Below are 16850 nucleotides of genomic sequence, written 5' to 3'. Positions count from 1 at the left end.
GGAATGATTGGTGATCTTTTAGCAATTTTAGGGCTCTGCTTTTTCTGTTACCTGTTTTGGCAACAGCGTCGCCAAGCCGAACTCGCAAAAGCGGCCATCACGCGTAAATGTGAGCAATTGGATCTCCAATTAATCAGCATCGCCTTTGGTGCCCATAAACTAAAAACGCCAGACGGAGTCTGGCGTTGGCATACGGTGTATCAATTTGAGTTTTCATCTCTTGGTGACGATTGCTACCAAGGAGAGTTAACCATGGTCGGTTTCAGGCCGCAGAACTTTCACCTACCACCGCATCGCTTGTAAATTCCATTTCAAAGTAAGGACCATATATATCCTTACTTTCTTTTGTTTCAACAAATCCCAGCTTTTTCAGTACTGCCATAGAAGCTTGATGATTGCTATTCACGTTAGCTTTCACCTTATTCAAGCCCAATTCACGGCACGCTTTGGGGAAAAATGCTTTTAGTGCTTCTGTTGCTAACCCTTTACCCCAATATGATTTATCAAAAATAAACCCTAATTCAGGTTCGGAATCGAGATTAGCAATGAACACGTGCCCCATATAGTCACGACTGGTGCTCTCTAGCACTGCCATACTATAAATGTTCTCATCATCCAGTATTTTCTCAAACATCTGTTTGGCAGACGCAACTGTATACGGACCATTCAATTCAGCACGGTTTTTCGCACAGCAATTCAGCATGACGAATTCTAGTTGCAACGACTCATTGTAGGGTAGAAGAAGCATTCTTCTGGTTACTATGGCCACATCTGTTCCTTGATTACAACAAACTTAATCTATCCGCAGATCACAAACTCGATGAGCTGAACATGCTCAATGATTGCGGGCATAACACCTTGTAGAGAAGCCGAAAGTTAAACCAACTGGTTGGAAAGGATATTGATCTGAGTTGTTTTTTATTAAGTGTTATTAGGAGTTTATATATTTTGTGATATTGATATCCCCAAGTAACATCGAGATGCTTAATTCAATGAGAACACTGGATATCGTTTTTATATAAGAAAGACCCCGACACATAAGTATCGGGGTCATGGTCTTACTCGCAGCAGTCCGGCTACTAAAAGTGCTCCATGCATCATCCATAATAGTGGCTGATTCCGTCAGCTTATTCCTTACGTCGCCGTCCTAGCGGTGTCCTTATCATCCTGACTGCTAACATTCCTCGTTAGCACACGTCACTTGTTCCTTGAGCGGTGTCCCTTGCATCTTCCTGATGCTGTCCATAACCTCAATCCTAGAGGGGTCCATTGTCTATCCTTAGTCATCAACATCCTATTGATGATCGTATCCTTACAATGTCCTACGCTCCATGCTTGATTAATCATCCTGACCAACCAAATCGTCTTCCTGACGATAACCAAATCCTTGGTGCTTTCCTGTTCCATGTCTGCTTCCTGCTGACAACTCTCAATTTACGCCTTTTCCAAAAATAGACAATCTATCCAAGATAAATATTTGGCTCTCACATTGGTTAACAAGTTGTTAAATCATTATTTATCATAAACTTAAGCTCTTTATTTTCTCTTTTTCCGCTTACGAAATCGTTTTCTCTCACAACCTATGTAAGAGATCTCTCACACTACACTCTCCAAAATGCCATTCGCCAAATCAGCGCACTCAACGTATGATGATAGATATATCGTTGTTAAGGATTAAAAATGTTAACTCAAGACGTTACTAAAGAATTAGAAACGGCAATGGAACAGTTGCAACAACAAGGAAAAGAGCCAACCGTAGCGTTAGTGAAAGCACGATTGAAAACGCCAGTTCCAATGCCAGCGTTAATCACCGCAATAAAAAGTTGGAAGAGTGCTCAACGCGTACCCAAGGTTGAAATCGCAGCACAGCACCACACCGATAATGATCGTCTTGAAGCCCTAGAACGCACCGTAAAAATGCTAGTCATTCGTATTGAAGAGTTAGAAGCGAAACTCAGTGAGAAATCATCATGAAGTTATGGGTAGATGCAGACGCGTGTCCGAAAGTTATTCGCGAAACCATTGTGCGTGCCGCCGAGCGTACGGGGATTGAATGTACGTTTGTCGCTAACCACGTTGTCCCTGTGCCGAAAAGAGACAACATCCACTCGCTACAAGTCCCTGCGGGATTTGACATCGCAGACAACGAAATCGTCAAGCGTGTAGAAGCCAACGATTTGGTGATCACGTCAGATATTCCGCTTGCAGATGAGGTTATCTCTAAAGGCGCTCAAGCCCTCAGTTCTCGTGGCGAGCTCTATACAAAAGACACCATCAAAGCTCGCCTAAATATCCGCGACTTTATGGAAACCATGCGTTCAAGCGGAATTCAGACAGGTGGGCCCGCCGCGCTTTCTCAAACCGATCGACGCGAATTTGCAAACCATTTGGATCGTATTTTGGCGAAATTTAAGAAGTAACCCTCACTCTATTCATATTGAGCCAGCAAATCAAAGCCTGGCTCATTCCTGAAAATTCATTCTCAGCATTGCACCCAAAGCGTGCTCTTACTCCCATTTGTTTTGTTCTGTTTATTTTTCATCTCGCTCGCCATAGCTTCAATATGCAACGTGGTTTATTTTGAACGACGTTTTTAATAAGTGTATAGAGAATAATGGGCTTTAACATCGTTTCCAGTGGAAGCTACCTGCCAACGAATCAATGGTCTGATCGAGAGATGGATCGCTTCCTAAAATTAGCGCCAGGGACCAGCCGAAATAAATTCGACGTTGAATATCGTCATGTAGCCAATACAAAAGAGACCGCTATTTACATGGCAGTGCAGGCAATAGAGCAGTGTTTAGGAAACACACATACCTTAAGCTCCGTTGATCTTCTTATCTACGCTAGCGGCACACACCACCAGTCTCTACCCTACGACGCCTCAGCGGTTCTCGCCGCGTTAGACGCTCCAACATGGCTAGAAAGCTTTGATTTGAACAGCACCTGTTTATCCTTTCTCTCTGCGCTTGATCTTGCCCAGAGTCTATTCTTAGCAAAACGATACCGTCGGATTCTTATTGTCACCAGCGAACTCGCCACTGGCATCACACTGAATCGAAATTTTACGCTCAAACCAGAAGTTGCAACGCTATTCGCAGACGGTGCCGCCGCATTTTTGCTCGAAGAACACAACGATGATGGATTGCTCACCAGTCACTTTGAAACGCATCATACCGGGTATTCATTTTGTCAAATTAAGGGCGGAGGTAGTCATATCAATCCGCATACCTCCGAGCATCAAGCCTATTTAAAAAGTTGCCAGTTTGAGATGGAGGGCAAAGCACTCTTTAAACATGTGCGTAAAGCCTTACCAGCGTTTCTAAAAAAAGGGTTTGACGCCTCTCCGGTAACACTCGGCGATATTGATTATTTTCTTCCTCATCAAGCCAGCGCGCATGGATTAAAAAAACTGCCTTCACTCACCGGGCTACCAACAGAGAAAACCGTTAATCACTTTTCGACTTTGGGAAACCAAGTCGCCGCCTCACTCCCAATTAACTTACACTGGCTGCGCAATCAGCCAGAAACCGCAGGAAAACATGTGTTATTAGCTGGCACCGCCGCAGGGTTGTCGCTAGGGATGGGAGTGCTAAAACTATGAAGATATTGGTCACTGGTGGCAGCGGGATGTTGGGTAGCGCAATTCTGAGAATGTTTCACCAGCAGCATGAACTGCATTTTATAGCACGAAATACAGTCATCGCTAAACAACTCGCCGAGCAATTCGATGTTATCCCACATATAGTCGATTTAAGAGACCACTCAGCAGTTCATGCGGTATGCCAAGGTATGGATGCAATCATCCATTGTGCCGCTCTCTCAAGCCCATGGGGAAAGTGGCAGGCGTTTTATCAAGCTAATGTAGATGCCACCAAAAACCTCGTCAATGCGGCTAATACCCATCAAATCTCGCGTTTTATCCATATTTCCTCCACCAGCGTCTACTTTGACCATCAAGACCGTTGGAATATTCGAGAAACCGACGCCATAGCTTCATACTGGTGTAATGATTATGCACACACAAAATACCTATCGGAAATTGAAGCCGTAAAAGGCCAAAGCAAAGCGATCATTTTAAGACCGCGTGGCATTTTTGGACCCAATGATCGCGCGATTGTCCCAAGAGTGCTTAAGGCGATAAAAAACAATACTCTGCTTCTGCCATCGGGTAGAAATCCTGTGGTTGATCTGACTTATGTCGATAACGTTGCCCATGCAGCGATGCTCGCTTGCACTCAGGCAGACCGACTTCAGCATGGTGATGTGTTCAACATTTCCAACAACGAACCAATGCCAATTGAGACTGTTCTGCAAGCTTTATGTGAGGGGTTAAACCTAAAAGTAACGTTACAATCATTACCATATGGCGTTGTATCACCATTATTAAAGCTCAGTGAGCAAATACGAAGGCACCTACCACATCAGCCAGAACCAAGGCTCACCTCATACAGCGCAGGATTGTTTAACTATCATCAAACTCTGGATATCAGCAAGGCTAAACAAACACTGAATTATCAACCGCTTTTTTCAATTCAAGAAGGAATACAGCAGTATGCAAACTGGTCTAAAAATAAAAATCTTTGAGGCTGGACACTGCGTACACCCAGGCTTTGTTGTCAAACCAGGTTCTGGTATCAAGCCTAGAGCATTTCCGGCAGCCGTTGCGTTAATTCAGCACCCAACACAAGGCAACATCCTGTTTGACACGGGATATCACGAGCATTTTTTTAGCGCGACTCGTCCCTTCCCTGAACGTTTTTATGCTTGGACAACACCTTGTCGCTATAACAAAGAACACGGAATTGTTGCGCAGTTAGCAAAAGAAAGTCTCAAACCTCATGATATTGAACACTTAGTACTCTCCCACTTCCATGCTGATCACATTGCTGCCGTGTCTGAGTTTTCCCACTCTCAATTGCATTGCCAACAAAAAGGGGTGGATGCAATTACTAAGAGTGGTCGAATTGGAGGCGTAAGAAAAGGATACCTAAAAGCTCTACTTCCTCCACAACTTGAATCTAACTTATTCATTCATAGTGACTTTTCCGTACCAATCAACCAAATTATTCCTCAGTGCCAAGGTGTTAATTTGCTCTGTAAAGACATGTTCGACGACGGATTCATTTATATGGTTAGCTTGCCAGGCCATGCTGCGGGTCAAGTGGGCTTGCTAGTTAAAAGAGACCAAAGTTGGCTGTTCTTACTCGCCGATGCATGCTGGTTAATCGAGAGCTTGAGTGAAAATATCGATCAACATTGGCTGGCGAACATGCTTTGCGATGATACAAAAGCCTATAAAAACACCCTCTCCGAGTTGAGAAGTTGCTACCAACAAACCCACCACTTTGTTCGCTTCGTGCCTTCACATTGTCAGGAAACTATCCAGCAGCTAATCAAAGAAGGATGGATGAAGTGAGAACGCTTATCTCAGAATTCTGGCGAACCCGCTACCGCCCCTTCGGCTCAAGGGAACAAGTCGAAACATGGCAGCAACAACACTTAACGCAACACTTGGATTGGGTATGCCGTCATTCACCGTATTACCGCTCACTTCAAGGTGCACCACTCAGTGATTTCCCTATCATGAATAAGCAAACCATGATGGAGAACCTCTCGGAGTTGAATACGAAAGGCTTAGATGCTGAACAGCTAATGCAACAAGCACTCGACGCAGAACAGTCACGCAACTTCGCCGCTTCGAAAGTTGGCGATGTTACTGTTGGGCTTTCTTCGGGCACATCAGGCATGCGCGGGTTGTTTCTTGCTGACAAACAGGAAACACAACTATGGGCTGGCAATATATTGGCTCGCCTGTTGCCCAACCTATGGCAAAAACACCGAATTGCTCTAGCCTTGCGCGCCAACAGCCCACTGTATAAATCCGTCGCGAAAGGGCCTGTAACATTTTTTTATGCCGATTTAACCAAACCTTACCAAGAATGGATAAAAGAGCTGGATGAGTTCCAACCCACGCTTTTGGTTGGTAGTGCGCAAGCTCTTCAGCTCTGCGCCCAGTTCAGCGGTCAATTTGGTCAACCCGCAATTCAACCACAGCGGATAATTTCTGGTGCAGAAGTCCTAACCGAGAGTGACCGTCACTTTATTTCTCAACGGTTCGACAGCGAACTCCATGAAGTCTATCAATGTACTGAAGGTTTTCTTGCATGTACGGATCAGCATGGACAAATGCGCTGGAATCAAGATGTTGTTTACATCGAAAAACATTGGCTGAATACCGAACGTACTCATTACAGCCCAATCATTACCGATTTTCGTCGTAAAACTCAGCCAATTATTCGTTATCAGCTCGACGATATTATTGAGAATAAACAGGATAATGGCGTATTTGAACCTCTTGGCGCAATTGCCGGACGATGTGGTGATCGCCTCACGCTAAACGCAAACCACGTCCCAGTGACGGTGCTACCAGATCTCATCTACCGCGCTATAACACTATCCGCCCAAGGCCGCGTGGATTACCGAATCACCCAAACAGGGTCACAAGCCATTCAAATTGAAGCGGATGTTCACCACCGTCGGGTTATACACCAAGCCTTGATAAAGTTGTTTGACCAATTGCGGCTTGATCCTGTCAGATTTAGTTACCGCCCTGCGCCTATTTGGACGCCAATGAATAAACAACGACGTGTGGTGAACATATGCGGGTCTTAATCACCGGAGCCCGAGCACCAGTTGCACTAGAGTGGGCAACCATGTGTATGCATCATGGGCATGAAGTAATTCTCACCGATTCGCTAAAAAAGCCTCTGGGATCATTTTTGCGAGGTATCGAGTCTTATATACCCACCGCTTCACCTCGATTTACGTTTCCCACCTATCAACAGCAGATCCTAAAAATCATTACTCAGATGCGTATTGATATAGTGATACCCACTTGTGAAGAAGTTTATTACTTGGCTCATGTTGCCAAACAATGCCCAGAAGTAGATTTTTTTCTGCCCAATGTGGGACTACTCAATGCCCTGCACAACAAGTTGACCGTCTTTGAACAGCTTCAAGGTTTGCCAGAAATCACACTTCCAAAAACTCGTTTGGTCGCTGATAAAAGTGAGATTGAAATTAATAAGAGAACCGTTCTAAAGCCCGTTTACTCTCGGTTTGGCGGGCAAGTCATAAGAGATGTGACGACTCAGTCTATTTCTGCCGCCACGATATCGCCCCTTTTCCCTTGGGTTCAGCAACAAAAAATCCATGGGACTCCGGTGTGTAACTATGCCATTTTTGAACATGGTGACCTTAAAGCACACCAAGCTTATGTGCCGAAATACTGTGTAAACGGCTCGGCCGCCAGTGCTTTTCAGCCGATCTCGTGCGAACGACTAGATAGATTTATCGCAGCTTTTGGTAAACGTCATACTTATCATGGGCAAGTGTCGTTTGACTTCATCAAATCACAAGATCAACTCTACGTGATTGAATGTAACCCAAGAGCCACCAGTGGTTTGCACCTACTCTCGTCTCGATGCAACCAACTGCTTCCTAATATGGAGTTTACCAGTCCTTCCGAGCAGCGATTGCATCATTTAGGTCCAATAACACTCATCGCGGAAGGTGGATTATCCCTATTTAAGGCTCGAACTTGGCAAGATTGGTGGTCTGGAGTGAATGTGATGCAACAGCATAACTTACCGGTCGGGAGCCAAATCCGGAGTATGTTTGAATTACTCCGGTTAGCTAGGCAGAACAAGACGAAGTGGAGCGACGCTTCTACCGTTGATATTGAGTGGAATGGAGAGGCATTGAACCCATGACACTTTCCTCTCAAGAATGGCATCAAACCTTTATCACTCTTATGCAGTCAAATCCTATTGATGAATGCACAGCAAGCTTTGGTTGCTACTATATCGATGATGTTGCCATTCCTTACTCCGTAACACCAAAAATACCAAACAACTGTTATGCAGTCTCCCCTATGACACTGCTTAGTGGCTACGCCGAAGAAGAACTTCACAAAGTCAAAAATATGGCTGTTCGATGGGTATGTAAGCGACTTATTAATATGACTAAACCAGTCTTATCATTGGCTGGATTGGATCAAGTCCAAACGCTCAACAATCAGTGCTTGTCCACCAATATGTATAGCGAACAATGGGAATCCTTAAATCTCGATAAACTGCGCCGCGTCGCACTCGATCAATACCCCACCTTTCCCTTGGTGCTTCGCTCCCTCAACCAGCGTCAGCATTCACACTTAATTCAGCGATTGAAGCAGCCAAAATGGCAAAGCTTGGTAACACGACAAGTGTATTTACTTGATGATTGGCAAGCGTTCAGCTTCAACCGAGATTTAACGAAAGACTTCAAACTGCTTAATGATAAAGATTGGCAGTTTAGGCCACTGACCACTGATGAAGAGTTTCAGCGTGCCAAAGAGTTATATGACATGCTTTACCTTGATAAATACAGCCTCAATAACATCCAGTTTTCAACCCAATATTTAAAACAGGTGAGCCAGAACAAATTAGTACATTTAGTGGGACTGTTTTATCAAGAAGAGATGCTGGCTACGTTAGGCATTGTAGAAATTGATAATGATATGACTTGCCCAATTTTTGGCTACGATACCAATAAGCCACAACGCCTCGCATTGTATCGTCGAATATCGGCCTATACCATCCGCCATGCAATGATATACCAGCGTCGCTTTAATATGAGCTCAGGCGCTCCGGCTTTTAAACGCAACAGAAAAGCCCGGCCAGAAATTGAATTTAGCTATGTTTATATTGCGCACTTACCTTGGTACAAACGCATAATTTGGAAAAGCTTGTGCTGGCTCACTCAGCACTTTTATCGCCCTTTGTTGATGCGTTTTCAGCTATAAACCGACATCTATAATCAGGTAAGCCTGCGTACACAGTCTCAATCGATAAAAAAGCCTGCGACGTTCGCAGGCTTTTTATAATGGAGCTGTGTGAGGTAACCGTTTTCTACGGTGTGTAGTATGTTGCTGCGCCAGGGCCTACTGGTAAACCAAATACGAATACCCATAGGTAGAACAGCACACTCCAACCTACAATGAAGCAGATTGAGTAAGGTAGCATGGTCGCGATCAGCGTACCGATACCTAAGTTCTTCATGTAACGAGTCGCTACGGCAAGAATCAAACCAAAGTAGCTCATCATTGGAGTAATGATGTTTGTCGTCGAGTCACCAATTCGGTAAGCAGCCTGAATCGTTTCCGGTGCATAACCAACAAGCATCAACATAGGAACAAAAATCGGAGCCGTTACTGCCCACTGTGCCGATGCCGAACCAATCATTAGGTTGATAAAGCCACACATCAGGATGAAGGCAAAGAACAACATTGGACCAGTTAAGCCAATTTCTTGCAGGAAGCTAGCGCCAGCAACCGCGAATACCTGACCGAAGTTAGTCCATTTAAAGAAAGCAACGAACTGAGCCGCAAAGAAAACTAATACAATGTACATGCCCATAGAAGACATAGATTTCGCCATTGCATCAATTACATCGCGATCCGTCTTCATCGTGCCAACAACTTTACCAAACACAAAGCCTGGAATAGCAAAGAACACAAAGATGAATGCCACGATACTTTTCAGGAATGGTGAACCTGCAATTGTACCTGCATCAGAACGTAGAATGCCGTCTTCTGGAACAACCGTCCAAGCAAGCAGCGCTGAAACAACCAGTACAGCAACACCTGCTAGTTTTAGGCCTTTCTTCTCAATGTCTGTTAAGCCACCCATTTTGTCGTTCGACAAATCTTCTGAGGCTTCTTCTTCACTGTATTTGCCAAGCTTTGGCTCAACAATTTTTTCAGTAACAAACGCACCTGTGATTGCAATGAAGAATGTCGACACAAACATGAAGTACCAGTTAACTTCTGGACCAACAGTGTAAGTTGGGTCAATCATTTGCGCCGCCGTTTCAGTAATGCCTGACAACAGCGGGTCAACCGTACCAATAAGTAGGTTTGCTGAGTAACCACCAGATACACCAGCGAACGCCGCAGCAAGACCGGCAAGTGGATGACGACCTAAAGAATGGAACAGCATTGCAGCCAGTGGAATAAGTACCACATAGCCAAGCTCTGATGCCGTATTTGAAATGATACCCGCGAAAACGACCGTCACTGTTACCATGCGTTGAGATGCACCCATTACTAAGCCACGCATTGCTGCAGATAGCAAGCCTGAGTATTCAGCAATAGCAACACCCAACATCGCAACCAATACCGTACCCAAAGGTGCAAAGCCGACAAAGTTTTTCACTAGATTGGTAACGATTAGTTCAAGGCCATCAGCGTTAAGCAAGCTAACGACATGAATCATGCCATCCGCGGCACGACCTTTTGCACCCTCAGGACGAGGATCAACTACGGAAACTTCGAAGTATCCTGCAATACCCGACATCACCAGAATGGCTAAACAGAAAATGGCAAATAGTGTGATCGGGTGGGGTAATAAGTTCCCCAAATATTCGACAGTATCCAAAAAGCGCGTAAACAGCGGCTTCTTAGGCGAGTTTTGTTTAATTGAATCAGATGAACTCATCTGTTCCCTCCTTGTTTTTATTCCTATGCAAATGTGACAAAAATGTCAAAAAGCGTGCGAAGGGTACTTGAGTAGAAGGTCAAATAAAAGCCCTAAATGTTACAAACTGTGACGAACAGAGGCATTTATAACCAACATTGAATAAAAATGTAGATATTTCATCCATGTAAAATAATTAACTCAACATTATCAATCAAACAAAACCATAAGTTAGATATATGCAGGTTGATTACTTTTGCACAGCTTTGAATCTCGGGTTCGTTTTACAAATGACATAAAGACGCCCTCTCCGTTTTACAATCTGACAATCCGGATGACGACTTTTTGCACTTTTTAATGATTTTACTACCTTCATGATTTATTCCTTTTCGCTCTTAAATTGACCAAAACGACGGTTGAAGTTCGCAATGCGACCTTCGGTTTGTACAACGCGCTGTTTACCGGTGTAGTACGGGTGAGAAGCTGACGACACATCTAACGTAAAGTAAGGGTAAGTTTTGCCATCTTTCCATTCGATGGTTCTCTCCGTTTTCAACGTAGAACCAACGACAAAGTACTTATCTACACTGGTGTCGTGGAACACCACAGGACGATATTCAGGGTGGATTCCTGGTTTCATAATACTTTTCCTTTCAATTAAATTGTTATGTTATAACATTTTAATTAATAATCATTATCAACAAGAAAAGCAAGAGAAATTTGTGATACTTTTCATCTCAATGAATTCTTAAAGATGTCCATCATGTATTCCATCGAACCCATCGGCGTCATTGAGACACCGTACAAAGAAAAGTTTGCAGTTCCGCGCCAACCACGCTTAGTACCAGAGGCTAAAGCACGCGTAAAACTGTTAGGTGCAGCAAATAGCCCTGAAGCAGTGCGTGGGCTAGAACAGTTCTCTCACGTTTGGTTGTTGTTTCTATTTGATCAGAATCTGGAAGCTGGTTGGAAACCAACTGTACGTCCGCCACGATTAGGCGGCAATGAACGAATTGGTGTCTTTGCCTCGCGCTCGACTTTCCGTCCAAACGGAATCGGAATGTCAGCCGTTGAAGTGAAAGGAGTCACTAAGCAAGGCGATCAAATCTATCTTGATTTAGGCAGTGTAGATCTCGTGGATGGGACACCGATTGTGGATATTAAGCCTTATATTCCCTATTCGGATTCTATTTCGGAAGCACAAGGCGGATACGCAGACCAAGAACCAGAAAAGTCACAAGTCACCTTTTCTGCTCAAGCATTAGCAACGATAGAAAATCGATCCGATACTGACTATGTAAGATCAGTCATTGAACAAGTTCTGGCACAAGATCCTCGCCCTGCATATAAGAAAAACAAGCCGGACGACAAAGAATATGCGGTAAATTTGTTCGACTTGAACGTAAAGTTCACAGCAACAAGCAACTTAATAACGGTTACCGCTATTGAAAGCTTTTGACAAACGCAATTGGCTGATATTATAGACGGCTAACAAATTTCCCTTTAGGGAACTCCCATACTCCTGCTTATTCAAGCTTGAGTATCTAACTTAAATAAACGGATAAATTTAATGCGTACCAGTAATTATCTTCTTTCTACTCTGAAGGAGACTCCAAACGACGCAGAAGTAGTGAGCCACCAGCTCATGCTACGTGCAGGTATGATCCGTAAGCTGGCTTCAGGTTTATACACCTGGCTACCTACTGGTCTACGTGTACTGCGTAAAGTCGAAAACATCGTTCGTCAAGAAATCGACAATGCAGGCGCAGTCGAAACTTTGATGCCCGTTGTTCAGCCGTTTGAACTATGGGAAGAGACAGGCCGCAGCGAAAAGATGGGTCCTGAGCTACTTCGCTTTACTGACCGTCATGTTCGTCCGTTTGTACTTAGCCCAACCGCTGAAGAAGTGATCACTAGCCTTGTTCGCAATGAAGTGAGCTCTTACAAACAGCTTCCGCTAAACCTGTACCAAATCCAAACTAAATTCCGTGACGAACGACGCCCACGTTTTGGCGTAATGCGTTCACGTGAATTCTCAATGATGGATGCGTACAGCTTTGACATTGATAAAGACGGACTACAAAAGTCATACGACGCAATGCATGATGCTTACTGTAAAGCATTCGATCGCATGGGTCTGGATTACCGTCCTGTACTTGCAGATAGCGGTGCTATCGGTGGTAGCGGCTCTCAAGAGTTCCATGTACTGGCTGAAAGCGGCGAAGATATCATCGCATTTTCTAGCGAGTCAGATTACGCGGCAAACATTGAAAAAGCAGAAGCACTAGCTCCAGCCTCTGAGGCTGCGGCACCAACACAAGAAATGACGTTGGTTGATACGCCAAACGCGAAAACAATCGCTGAATTGGTTGAGCAGTTCGAACTACCAATTGAAAAAACAGTGAAAACACTGTTTGTGAAAGCATCTGACGAAGTTGATGCGCCAATCATCGCGCTTATTATTCGTGGTGATCATGAACTGAACGAAGTGAAAGCAGAAAACCTTCCTCAGGTTGCAGCTCCGCTGGAAATGGCATCTGAAGAAGAAATTCGTGCGCTTATCGGTGCAGGCCCTGGTTCACTAGGCCCTGTTGGCCTTAAACTGCCGTTCATTGTTGACCGCAGCGTTGCGGTAATGAGCGACTTCGGTGCGGGCGCGAACATCGATGGCAAACACTACTTCGGTATTAACTGGGGTCGTGATGTAGAGCTTGGTCAAGTTGAAGACCTACGTAACGTTGTGGAAGGTGACCCAAGCCCATGTGGCAAGGGCATTATCCAGCTTAAGCGTGGTATCGAAGTTGGCCATATCTTCCAACTAGGTAACGCTTACTCCGCAGCGATGAACTGTGGTGTACTGGGTCCTGATGGTAAGAACGTCATCCTAGAAATGGGTTGTTACGGTATCGGTATCACTCGCGTAGTAGCGGCTGCTATTGAACAAAACCACGACAAATACGGCATCATCTGGCCAGATGCAATCGCACCATTCCAGGTAGCGATCGTTCCAATGAACATGCACAAGTCAGAAGAAGTGAAAGAAGCCGCTGAGAAATTGTACGCTGAGCTAACAGCAATGGGCATCGAAGTGCTATTTGACGACCGTAAAGAACGCCCAGGCGTAATGTTCTCTGACATGGAGCTTATTGGTGTACCGCATACCATTATTATCGGTGACCGCTCAATGAAAGAAGGCAACTTCGAATACAAGAACCGTGCTACTGGTGAGAAAACAGCAGTCGCAATGACTGACATTGTTGAGCACGTAAAAGCTCAACTAAAGTAAGCACTAGACGAGTTCGCATTTGAAGTAGTTTCAAATAGTTAAAAAGGGTTGGCTTCGGTCAGCCCTTTTTATTACAGTTCAACATCCTCCCTCCACCTTTTTCGAACTATTCACTTTGTTAATCTTTGGTTCAGCTTCTTGCTATTAAACTGATTTCATCATCTAAAGGAGGTCAGTTATGGATTTAAAAAGTCTTCTAAACCAAGCACTCAAATCAGACTTACTTAAGCAAGGTGCAGATGCATTGGGCAAACAAACCAACAACATCAAATCCTCATCAAATTCAAGTAGCCTAAAAACGCTAGGAGCAGGTGCTGTAGGCGGAGGCCTCATCGGTATGCTGATGGGCTCAAAGAAAAGTAAAAAAATGACTAAAAAAATAGGGTCAAGCGCATTAAAAGTCGGTGGCGCAGCTGCGCTTGGAGCCTTGGCCTACAAAGTGTATAACGACTGGCAAGCCAAGCAATCCGGTCAAGGTGTTCAAGAAACCTTTGACCCCGATGACAGTAAACACAGTGTCTTAATTTTAAAAGCAATGATTGGAGCTGCAAAAGCTGATGGTCACGTTGATGAAGAGGAAATGGCTCGCATTGAACAAGCTCTCGCGGATATGGGCGCAGATGAGCACGTTCGTCACCTCGTTCAGCAAGAGTTAAACAAACCGCTTGATCCTGCTGAAATTGCTAATCAGGCGACCTCTCCTCAACAAGCGTCAGAAATTTACCTGGCGTCTTTGATCGTCGCTGATGAACAAAACTTTATGGAAAAAGCGTATCTGCAAGAACTAGCAAAACAACTTCAACTTTCACCAGAAGTCACTCAGCAGTTAGAAGCACAAATGCAGTGATTAAATCTCGCTCAAGCAAACCTTCAACTTGAGCCAAAACAACTCTGTACTTTGAGTTTCAAATCCGCTGTGTGTATATTGAGATAAGTTATCATTTAGTGGAAAGAAAACATGCAAGTATACGGCTGTTGTGAACTGGTTCGTGAGCTTTATGCTCAGATTGGTAGTGGCGATCAAGCTTATATTCCCCAAGCAATTTCATGTGCAGTTAAAGCACTGAACGATGTTGCAGCGGATGAGTCCCTGCCTAAAGAAGTGCGTGAAAAAGCGGCATTTGCTGCGGCAAACCTACTGATTTCAGATTTTGAGGATAAGTAATGAATCTAGCGAACTTTGAATCCATGGACCCTGTCATGCTGATGAGCATTGTGAATATGAAGCTACGCGATGACTTCGGAGGTGATCTGGACAAACTGGTGGCTTTCTTCGATATCGAGCGCACAGCACTGGAGACAAAACTGGCTTCTGCTGGTTTTGACTTTCTTCCAGAAGCAGGACAATTCCGTTAATCCACACCATGCTTGGCGGATAACCGAAACGAGAATAACCAATATGAAAAAGGGCTTGATGAGTTACCATCAAGCCCTTTTCTTTTATTCGATAGACGTCTCGGTTAGCCAAATGAAGCCCAGATGACTGTCGCCACAAGAATTGGACATACAAACTTCACATACGCAGGCCATAACTTACCAAACCAACCTTGCGTAAACTCCGGGCAACCTTGCTCAAGCTCTTTGATTTTTGAGTTGCGATTCCATACCCAACCACCAAATAAGCAGAATAAGAGCGCAGCGGTTGGTTGTAGATACTGAGTAGCAACCGTCGCGACCATACCAAATAGAGCACCAAAATTATAAACAATCACCACACTGAACAAAGCAATGAGACCACCTAAAACCCAGCTCGTTGCGCTGCGCTTAGTATTGAAGCGCTCACTCACTAAAGCCACTGGACACTCTAACATTGAAATGGAAGACGTTAGCGCCGCAATCGTCAACAATAAGAAGAACACAATAGAGAATAATTGACCAAGCAAACCTAAACTATCAAACATTAGTGGCAATACCGTAAACACTAACGTATCTGAGCTTAAGAGAGAGCCATCTTCTGCATAGATTTGAACGCCCTTTTGCATTGCTACAAACATCGCTGGCATCACCACTAACCCTGCAATGAAAGCAACGGCAGTATCTACCATGGTCACGTTCATCGCCATCTTTGGTAGGTTTTCTTTCTTACTCAAGTAAGATCCGTAAATCAGCATTGAACAGCCACCGATCGTAAGCGAGAAGAAGCCCTGTCCCATTGCAGCAAGAATCAACTTGCGGTCCCATACCTTTTCAAAATCCGGCACTAGGTAATGTTTCAGACCTTCCATCGCACCGTTTTGCGTCATGATGTAAGCAAATAGCAGAGCAAACAGAACAAACAATGCTGGCATCAAACGTGTGGACCACTTCTCAATACCTTGTTTTACGCCACCTTGTACGATGAGAATCGTCAGTACATAAAAAGTAATGGTTCCGAACAAGTTACGTTCAACACTAAAGCCCTTTAGCCAATGAGTTGCAGCTTCTAACCCCATTAGATCTGTGATTGCACCCAGTAAAAAGCAGATCAACCAACCACCAACAATTGAATAAAACGCTAAGACAGCGCTTGGTACGCTTAAACCAATCCAACCCACAATGCCGCCGAGCTTTTTACTGGTAGGGTTATCTGTGATTGCACGCATACTGTCTACAGGGTTGGCTTGACCATGGCGACCAATCGCCATTTCAACCACCAGCATCGGAAATGCGACGATAAGAATCATCACCAAATAAACTAATAGGAAAGCACCGCCACCATTACTGGCTGCTTGAGTTGGGAAGCCCCAAATATTGCCAAGGCCAACTGCGGCACCTGCGGCAGCTAAGATGAACCCGAGACGAGAGCCAAAATGCTCGCGAGGCTGAGAAGAGGTTTGCTGTGTCATACTACTCACACAAAAATATCATTGAACTAGCTAACTAGTACACTATAGCAATATTCACTATTCAACAAGAGCACCTCGGTTAAATCCTCGACAGTTGAAACAATTTGTAGTCATTCAGCTTGTAAATTTTAACGTACATCTCATATTCATCGCTCAAAAGCCTCGCGACTGTTGTTCGTTTTACGTGGCTGAATTTTACCAATCCTTCTGCCGTGAAGTGAG

General features: G+C 44.4%; 19 protein-coding genes. 14 read left to right on the top strand and 5 right to left on the bottom strand.

The window, feature by feature from the left end; translation table 11 throughout:
- The first annotated feature begins 3 nt into the window (after positions 1–3).
- The gene (locus tag R8N46_RS14725; RefSeq protein ID WP_005380315.1) at positions 4–303 is read left to right on the top strand and encodes a DUF3301 domain-containing protein; all 300 of its coding nucleotides are present in this window, start codon (positions 4–6) and stop codon (positions 301–303) included.
- Here the strand turns inward: R8N46_RS14725 and R8N46_RS14720 are convergent.
- Positions 263–748: a GNAT family N-acetyltransferase gene (locus R8N46_RS14720; protein WP_005380314.1), complete on the bottom strand. Its 486-nt coding sequence runs from the start codon at positions 746–748 to the stop codon at positions 263–265. The two genes, R8N46_RS14725 and R8N46_RS14720, sit on opposite strands and share 41 nt — an antisense overlap.
- 932 nt (positions 749–1680) lie before the next feature.
- Here R8N46_RS14720 and R8N46_RS14715 point away from each other — a divergent pair.
- The 8 genes from R8N46_RS14715 to R8N46_RS14680 all read left to right on the top strand — a co-directional run bounded on the left by R8N46_RS14715 (position 1681) and on the right by R8N46_RS14680 (position 8845).
- On the top strand, positions 1681–1974 hold the full coding sequence (locus tag R8N46_RS14715) for a hypothetical protein (protein WP_115386247.1): 294 nt from the start codon (positions 1681–1683) through the stop codon (positions 1972–1974).
- Positions 1971–2420, top strand: coding sequence for a YaiI/YqxD family protein (locus R8N46_RS14710; protein WP_005380310.1), 450 nt, complete (start codon positions 1971–1973; stop codon positions 2418–2420). Before R8N46_RS14715 ends, R8N46_RS14710 begins: the two co-directional genes overlap by 4 nt.
- A 194-nt stretch (positions 2421–2614) precedes the next feature.
- A complete protein-coding gene (locus R8N46_RS14705) occupies positions 2615–3604 on the top strand; it encodes a ketoacyl-ACP synthase III (protein ID WP_186436818.1) in 990 nt (329 codons plus the stop codon).
- A complete protein-coding gene (locus tag R8N46_RS14700; RefSeq protein ID WP_115386248.1) occupies positions 3601–4587 on the top strand; it encodes an NAD-dependent epimerase/dehydratase family protein in 987 nt (328 codons plus the stop codon). The genes R8N46_RS14705 and R8N46_RS14700 overlap by 4 nt, the downstream gene beginning before the upstream one ends.
- Positions 4556–5419 (top strand): MBL fold metallo-hydrolase, encoded by an 864-nt coding sequence (locus R8N46_RS14695; RefSeq protein WP_115386249.1) that lies wholly within the window; start codon positions 4556–4558, stop codon positions 5417–5419. The genes R8N46_RS14700 and R8N46_RS14695 overlap by 32 nt, the downstream gene beginning before the upstream one ends.
- Positions 5407–6675 carry a F390 synthetase-related protein gene (locus tag R8N46_RS14690; protein WP_171346131.1) on the top strand — a complete coding sequence of 423 codons (1269 nt, stop codon included), beginning with the start codon at positions 5407–5409 and terminating at the stop codon, positions 6673–6675. The genes R8N46_RS14695 and R8N46_RS14690 overlap by 13 nt, the downstream gene beginning before the upstream one ends.
- Complete coding sequence (locus R8N46_RS14685; RefSeq protein WP_115386250.1) at positions 6663–7775, top strand: ATP-grasp domain-containing protein; 1113 nt, start codon at positions 6663–6665, stop codon at positions 7773–7775. Before R8N46_RS14690 ends, R8N46_RS14685 begins: the two co-directional genes overlap by 13 nt.
- Positions 7772–8845 (top strand): hypothetical protein, encoded by a 1074-nt coding sequence (locus tag R8N46_RS14680; RefSeq protein WP_171346132.1) that lies wholly within the window; start codon positions 7772–7774, stop codon positions 8843–8845. Before R8N46_RS14685 ends, R8N46_RS14680 begins: the two co-directional genes overlap by 4 nt.
- Positions 8846–8951: 106 nt before the next feature.
- Here the strand turns inward: R8N46_RS14680 and R8N46_RS14675 are convergent, their stop codons facing one another.
- The 3 genes from R8N46_RS14675 to R8N46_RS14665 form a co-directional block, all read right to left on the bottom strand.
- On the bottom strand, positions 8952–10538 hold the full coding sequence (locus tag R8N46_RS14675; protein ID WP_005380301.1) for an AbgT family transporter: 1587 nt from the start codon (positions 10536–10538) through the stop codon (positions 8952–8954).
- A 229-nt stretch (positions 10539–10767) separates the two neighbouring features.
- Positions 10768–10893, bottom strand: coding sequence for a type B 50S ribosomal protein L36 (gene ykgO, locus R8N46_RS14670; RefSeq protein WP_005380299.1), 126 nt, complete (start codon positions 10891–10893; stop codon positions 10768–10770).
- A 3-nt stretch (positions 10894–10896) separates the two neighbouring features.
- Positions 10897–11157: a type B 50S ribosomal protein L31 gene (locus tag R8N46_RS14665; RefSeq protein WP_005380295.1), complete on the bottom strand. Its 261-nt coding sequence runs from the start codon at positions 11155–11157 to the stop codon at positions 10897–10899.
- 123 nt (positions 11158–11280) lie between these two features.
- On the opposite strand from R8N46_RS14665, the gene tsaA reads away from it, so the two are divergent.
- The 5 genes from tsaA to R8N46_RS14640 all read left to right on the top strand — a co-directional run bounded on the left by tsaA (position 11281) and on the right by R8N46_RS14640 (position 15159).
- The gene (gene tsaA / locus R8N46_RS14660; protein WP_005380294.1) at positions 11281–11976 is read left to right on the top strand and encodes a tRNA (N6-threonylcarbamoyladenosine(37)-N6)-methyltransferase TrmO; all 696 of its coding nucleotides are present in this window, start codon (positions 11281–11283) and stop codon (positions 11974–11976) included.
- Between the two features lie 111 nt (positions 11977–12087).
- A complete protein-coding gene (locus tag R8N46_RS14655) occupies positions 12088–13803 on the top strand; it encodes a proline--tRNA ligase (RefSeq protein WP_005380292.1) in 1716 nt (571 codons plus the stop codon).
- A 178-nt stretch (positions 13804–13981) separates the two neighbouring features.
- Positions 13982–14650, top strand: a complete 669-nt coding sequence (locus R8N46_RS14650) for a tellurite resistance TerB family protein (RefSeq protein WP_005380291.1) — start codon at positions 13982–13984, stop codon at positions 14648–14650.
- Between the two features lie 111 nt (positions 14651–14761).
- Positions 14762–14968 carry a YaeP family protein gene (locus tag R8N46_RS14645; protein WP_005391765.1) on the top strand — a complete coding sequence of 69 codons (207 nt, stop codon included), beginning with the start codon at positions 14762–14764 and terminating at the stop codon, positions 14966–14968.
- Positions 14968–15159: a DUF4250 domain-containing protein gene (locus tag R8N46_RS14640; RefSeq protein WP_005380289.1), complete on the top strand. Its 192-nt coding sequence runs from the start codon at positions 14968–14970 to the stop codon at positions 15157–15159. Before R8N46_RS14645 ends, R8N46_RS14640 begins: the two co-directional genes overlap by 1 nt.
- Before the next feature lie 104 nt (positions 15160–15263).
- Here R8N46_RS14640 and R8N46_RS14635 read toward each other — a convergent pair whose 3' ends face one another.
- Positions 15264–16628: a sodium-dependent transporter gene (locus R8N46_RS14635; RefSeq protein ID WP_171346133.1), complete on the bottom strand. Its 1365-nt coding sequence runs from the start codon at positions 16626–16628 to the stop codon at positions 15264–15266.
- Positions 16629–16850: the final 222 nt, after the last annotated feature.

Source organism: Vibrio sp. 1874, from assembly GCF_033344395.1.
GTDB classification, from domain to species: Bacteria; Pseudomonadota; Gammaproteobacteria; order Enterobacterales; family Vibrionaceae; genus Vibrio; species Vibrio alginolyticus.
Note: the sequence above shows the minus strand (reverse complement) of the source record. Positions and strands in the feature narration are given on the sequence as shown.

Excerpts from the sequence above, each read along its gene's own strand:
- tsaA (WP_005380294.1), top strand. The coding sequence starts at position 11,281 with ATGTATTCCATCGAACCCATCGGCGTCATTGAGACACCGTACAAAGAA.
- R8N46_RS14640 (WP_005380289.1), top strand. The coding sequence starts at position 14,968 with ATGAATCTAGCGAACTTTGAATCCATGGACCCTGTCATGCTGATGAGC.
- R8N46_RS14675 (WP_005380301.1), bottom strand. The coding sequence starts at position 10,538 with ATGAGTTCATCTGATTCAATTAAACAAAACTCGCCTAAGAAGCCGCTG.
- R8N46_RS14720 (WP_005380314.1), bottom strand. The coding sequence starts at position 748 with ATGCTTCTTCTACCCTACAATGAGTCGTTGCAACTAGAATTCGTCATG.
- R8N46_RS14725 (WP_005380315.1), top strand. The coding sequence starts at position 4 with ATGATTGGTGATCTTTTAGCAATTTTAGGGCTCTGCTTTTTCTGTTAC.
- R8N46_RS14715 (WP_115386247.1), top strand. The coding sequence starts at position 1,681 with ATGTTAACTCAAGACGTTACTAAAGAATTAGAAACGGCAATGGAACAG.
- R8N46_RS14695 (WP_115386249.1), top strand. The coding sequence starts at position 4,556 with ATGCAAACTGGTCTAAAAATAAAAATCTTTGAGGCTGGACACTGCGTA.
- R8N46_RS14690 (WP_171346131.1), top strand. The coding sequence starts at position 5,407 with ATGGATGAAGTGAGAACGCTTATCTCAGAATTCTGGCGAACCCGCTAC.
- R8N46_RS14650 (WP_005380291.1), top strand. The coding sequence starts at position 13,982 with ATGGATTTAAAAAGTCTTCTAAACCAAGCACTCAAATCAGACTTACTT.
- R8N46_RS14665 (WP_005380295.1), bottom strand. The coding sequence starts at position 11,157 with ATGAAACCAGGAATCCACCCTGAATATCGTCCTGTGGTGTTCCACGAC.
- R8N46_RS14635 (WP_171346133.1), bottom strand. The coding sequence starts at position 16,628 with ATGACACAGCAAACCTCTTCTCAGCCTCGCGAGCATTTTGGCTCTCGT.
- R8N46_RS14700 (WP_115386248.1), top strand. The coding sequence starts at position 3,601 with ATGAAGATATTGGTCACTGGTGGCAGCGGGATGTTGGGTAGCGCAATT.
- R8N46_RS14680 (WP_171346132.1), top strand. The coding sequence starts at position 7,772 with ATGACACTTTCCTCTCAAGAATGGCATCAAACCTTTATCACTCTTATG.
- R8N46_RS14655 (WP_005380292.1), top strand. The coding sequence starts at position 12,088 with ATGCGTACCAGTAATTATCTTCTTTCTACTCTGAAGGAGACTCCAAAC.
- R8N46_RS14710 (WP_005380310.1), top strand. The coding sequence starts at position 1,971 with ATGAAGTTATGGGTAGATGCAGACGCGTGTCCGAAAGTTATTCGCGAA.
- R8N46_RS14645 (WP_005391765.1), top strand. The coding sequence starts at position 14,762 with ATGCAAGTATACGGCTGTTGTGAACTGGTTCGTGAGCTTTATGCTCAG.
- R8N46_RS14705 (WP_186436818.1), top strand. The coding sequence starts at position 2,615 with ATGGGCTTTAACATCGTTTCCAGTGGAAGCTACCTGCCAACGAATCAA.
- ykgO (WP_005380299.1), bottom strand. The coding sequence starts at position 10,893 with ATGAAGGTAGTAAAATCATTAAAAAGTGCAAAAAGTCGTCATCCGGAT.
- R8N46_RS14685 (WP_115386250.1), top strand. The coding sequence starts at position 6,663 with ATGCGGGTCTTAATCACCGGAGCCCGAGCACCAGTTGCACTAGAGTGG.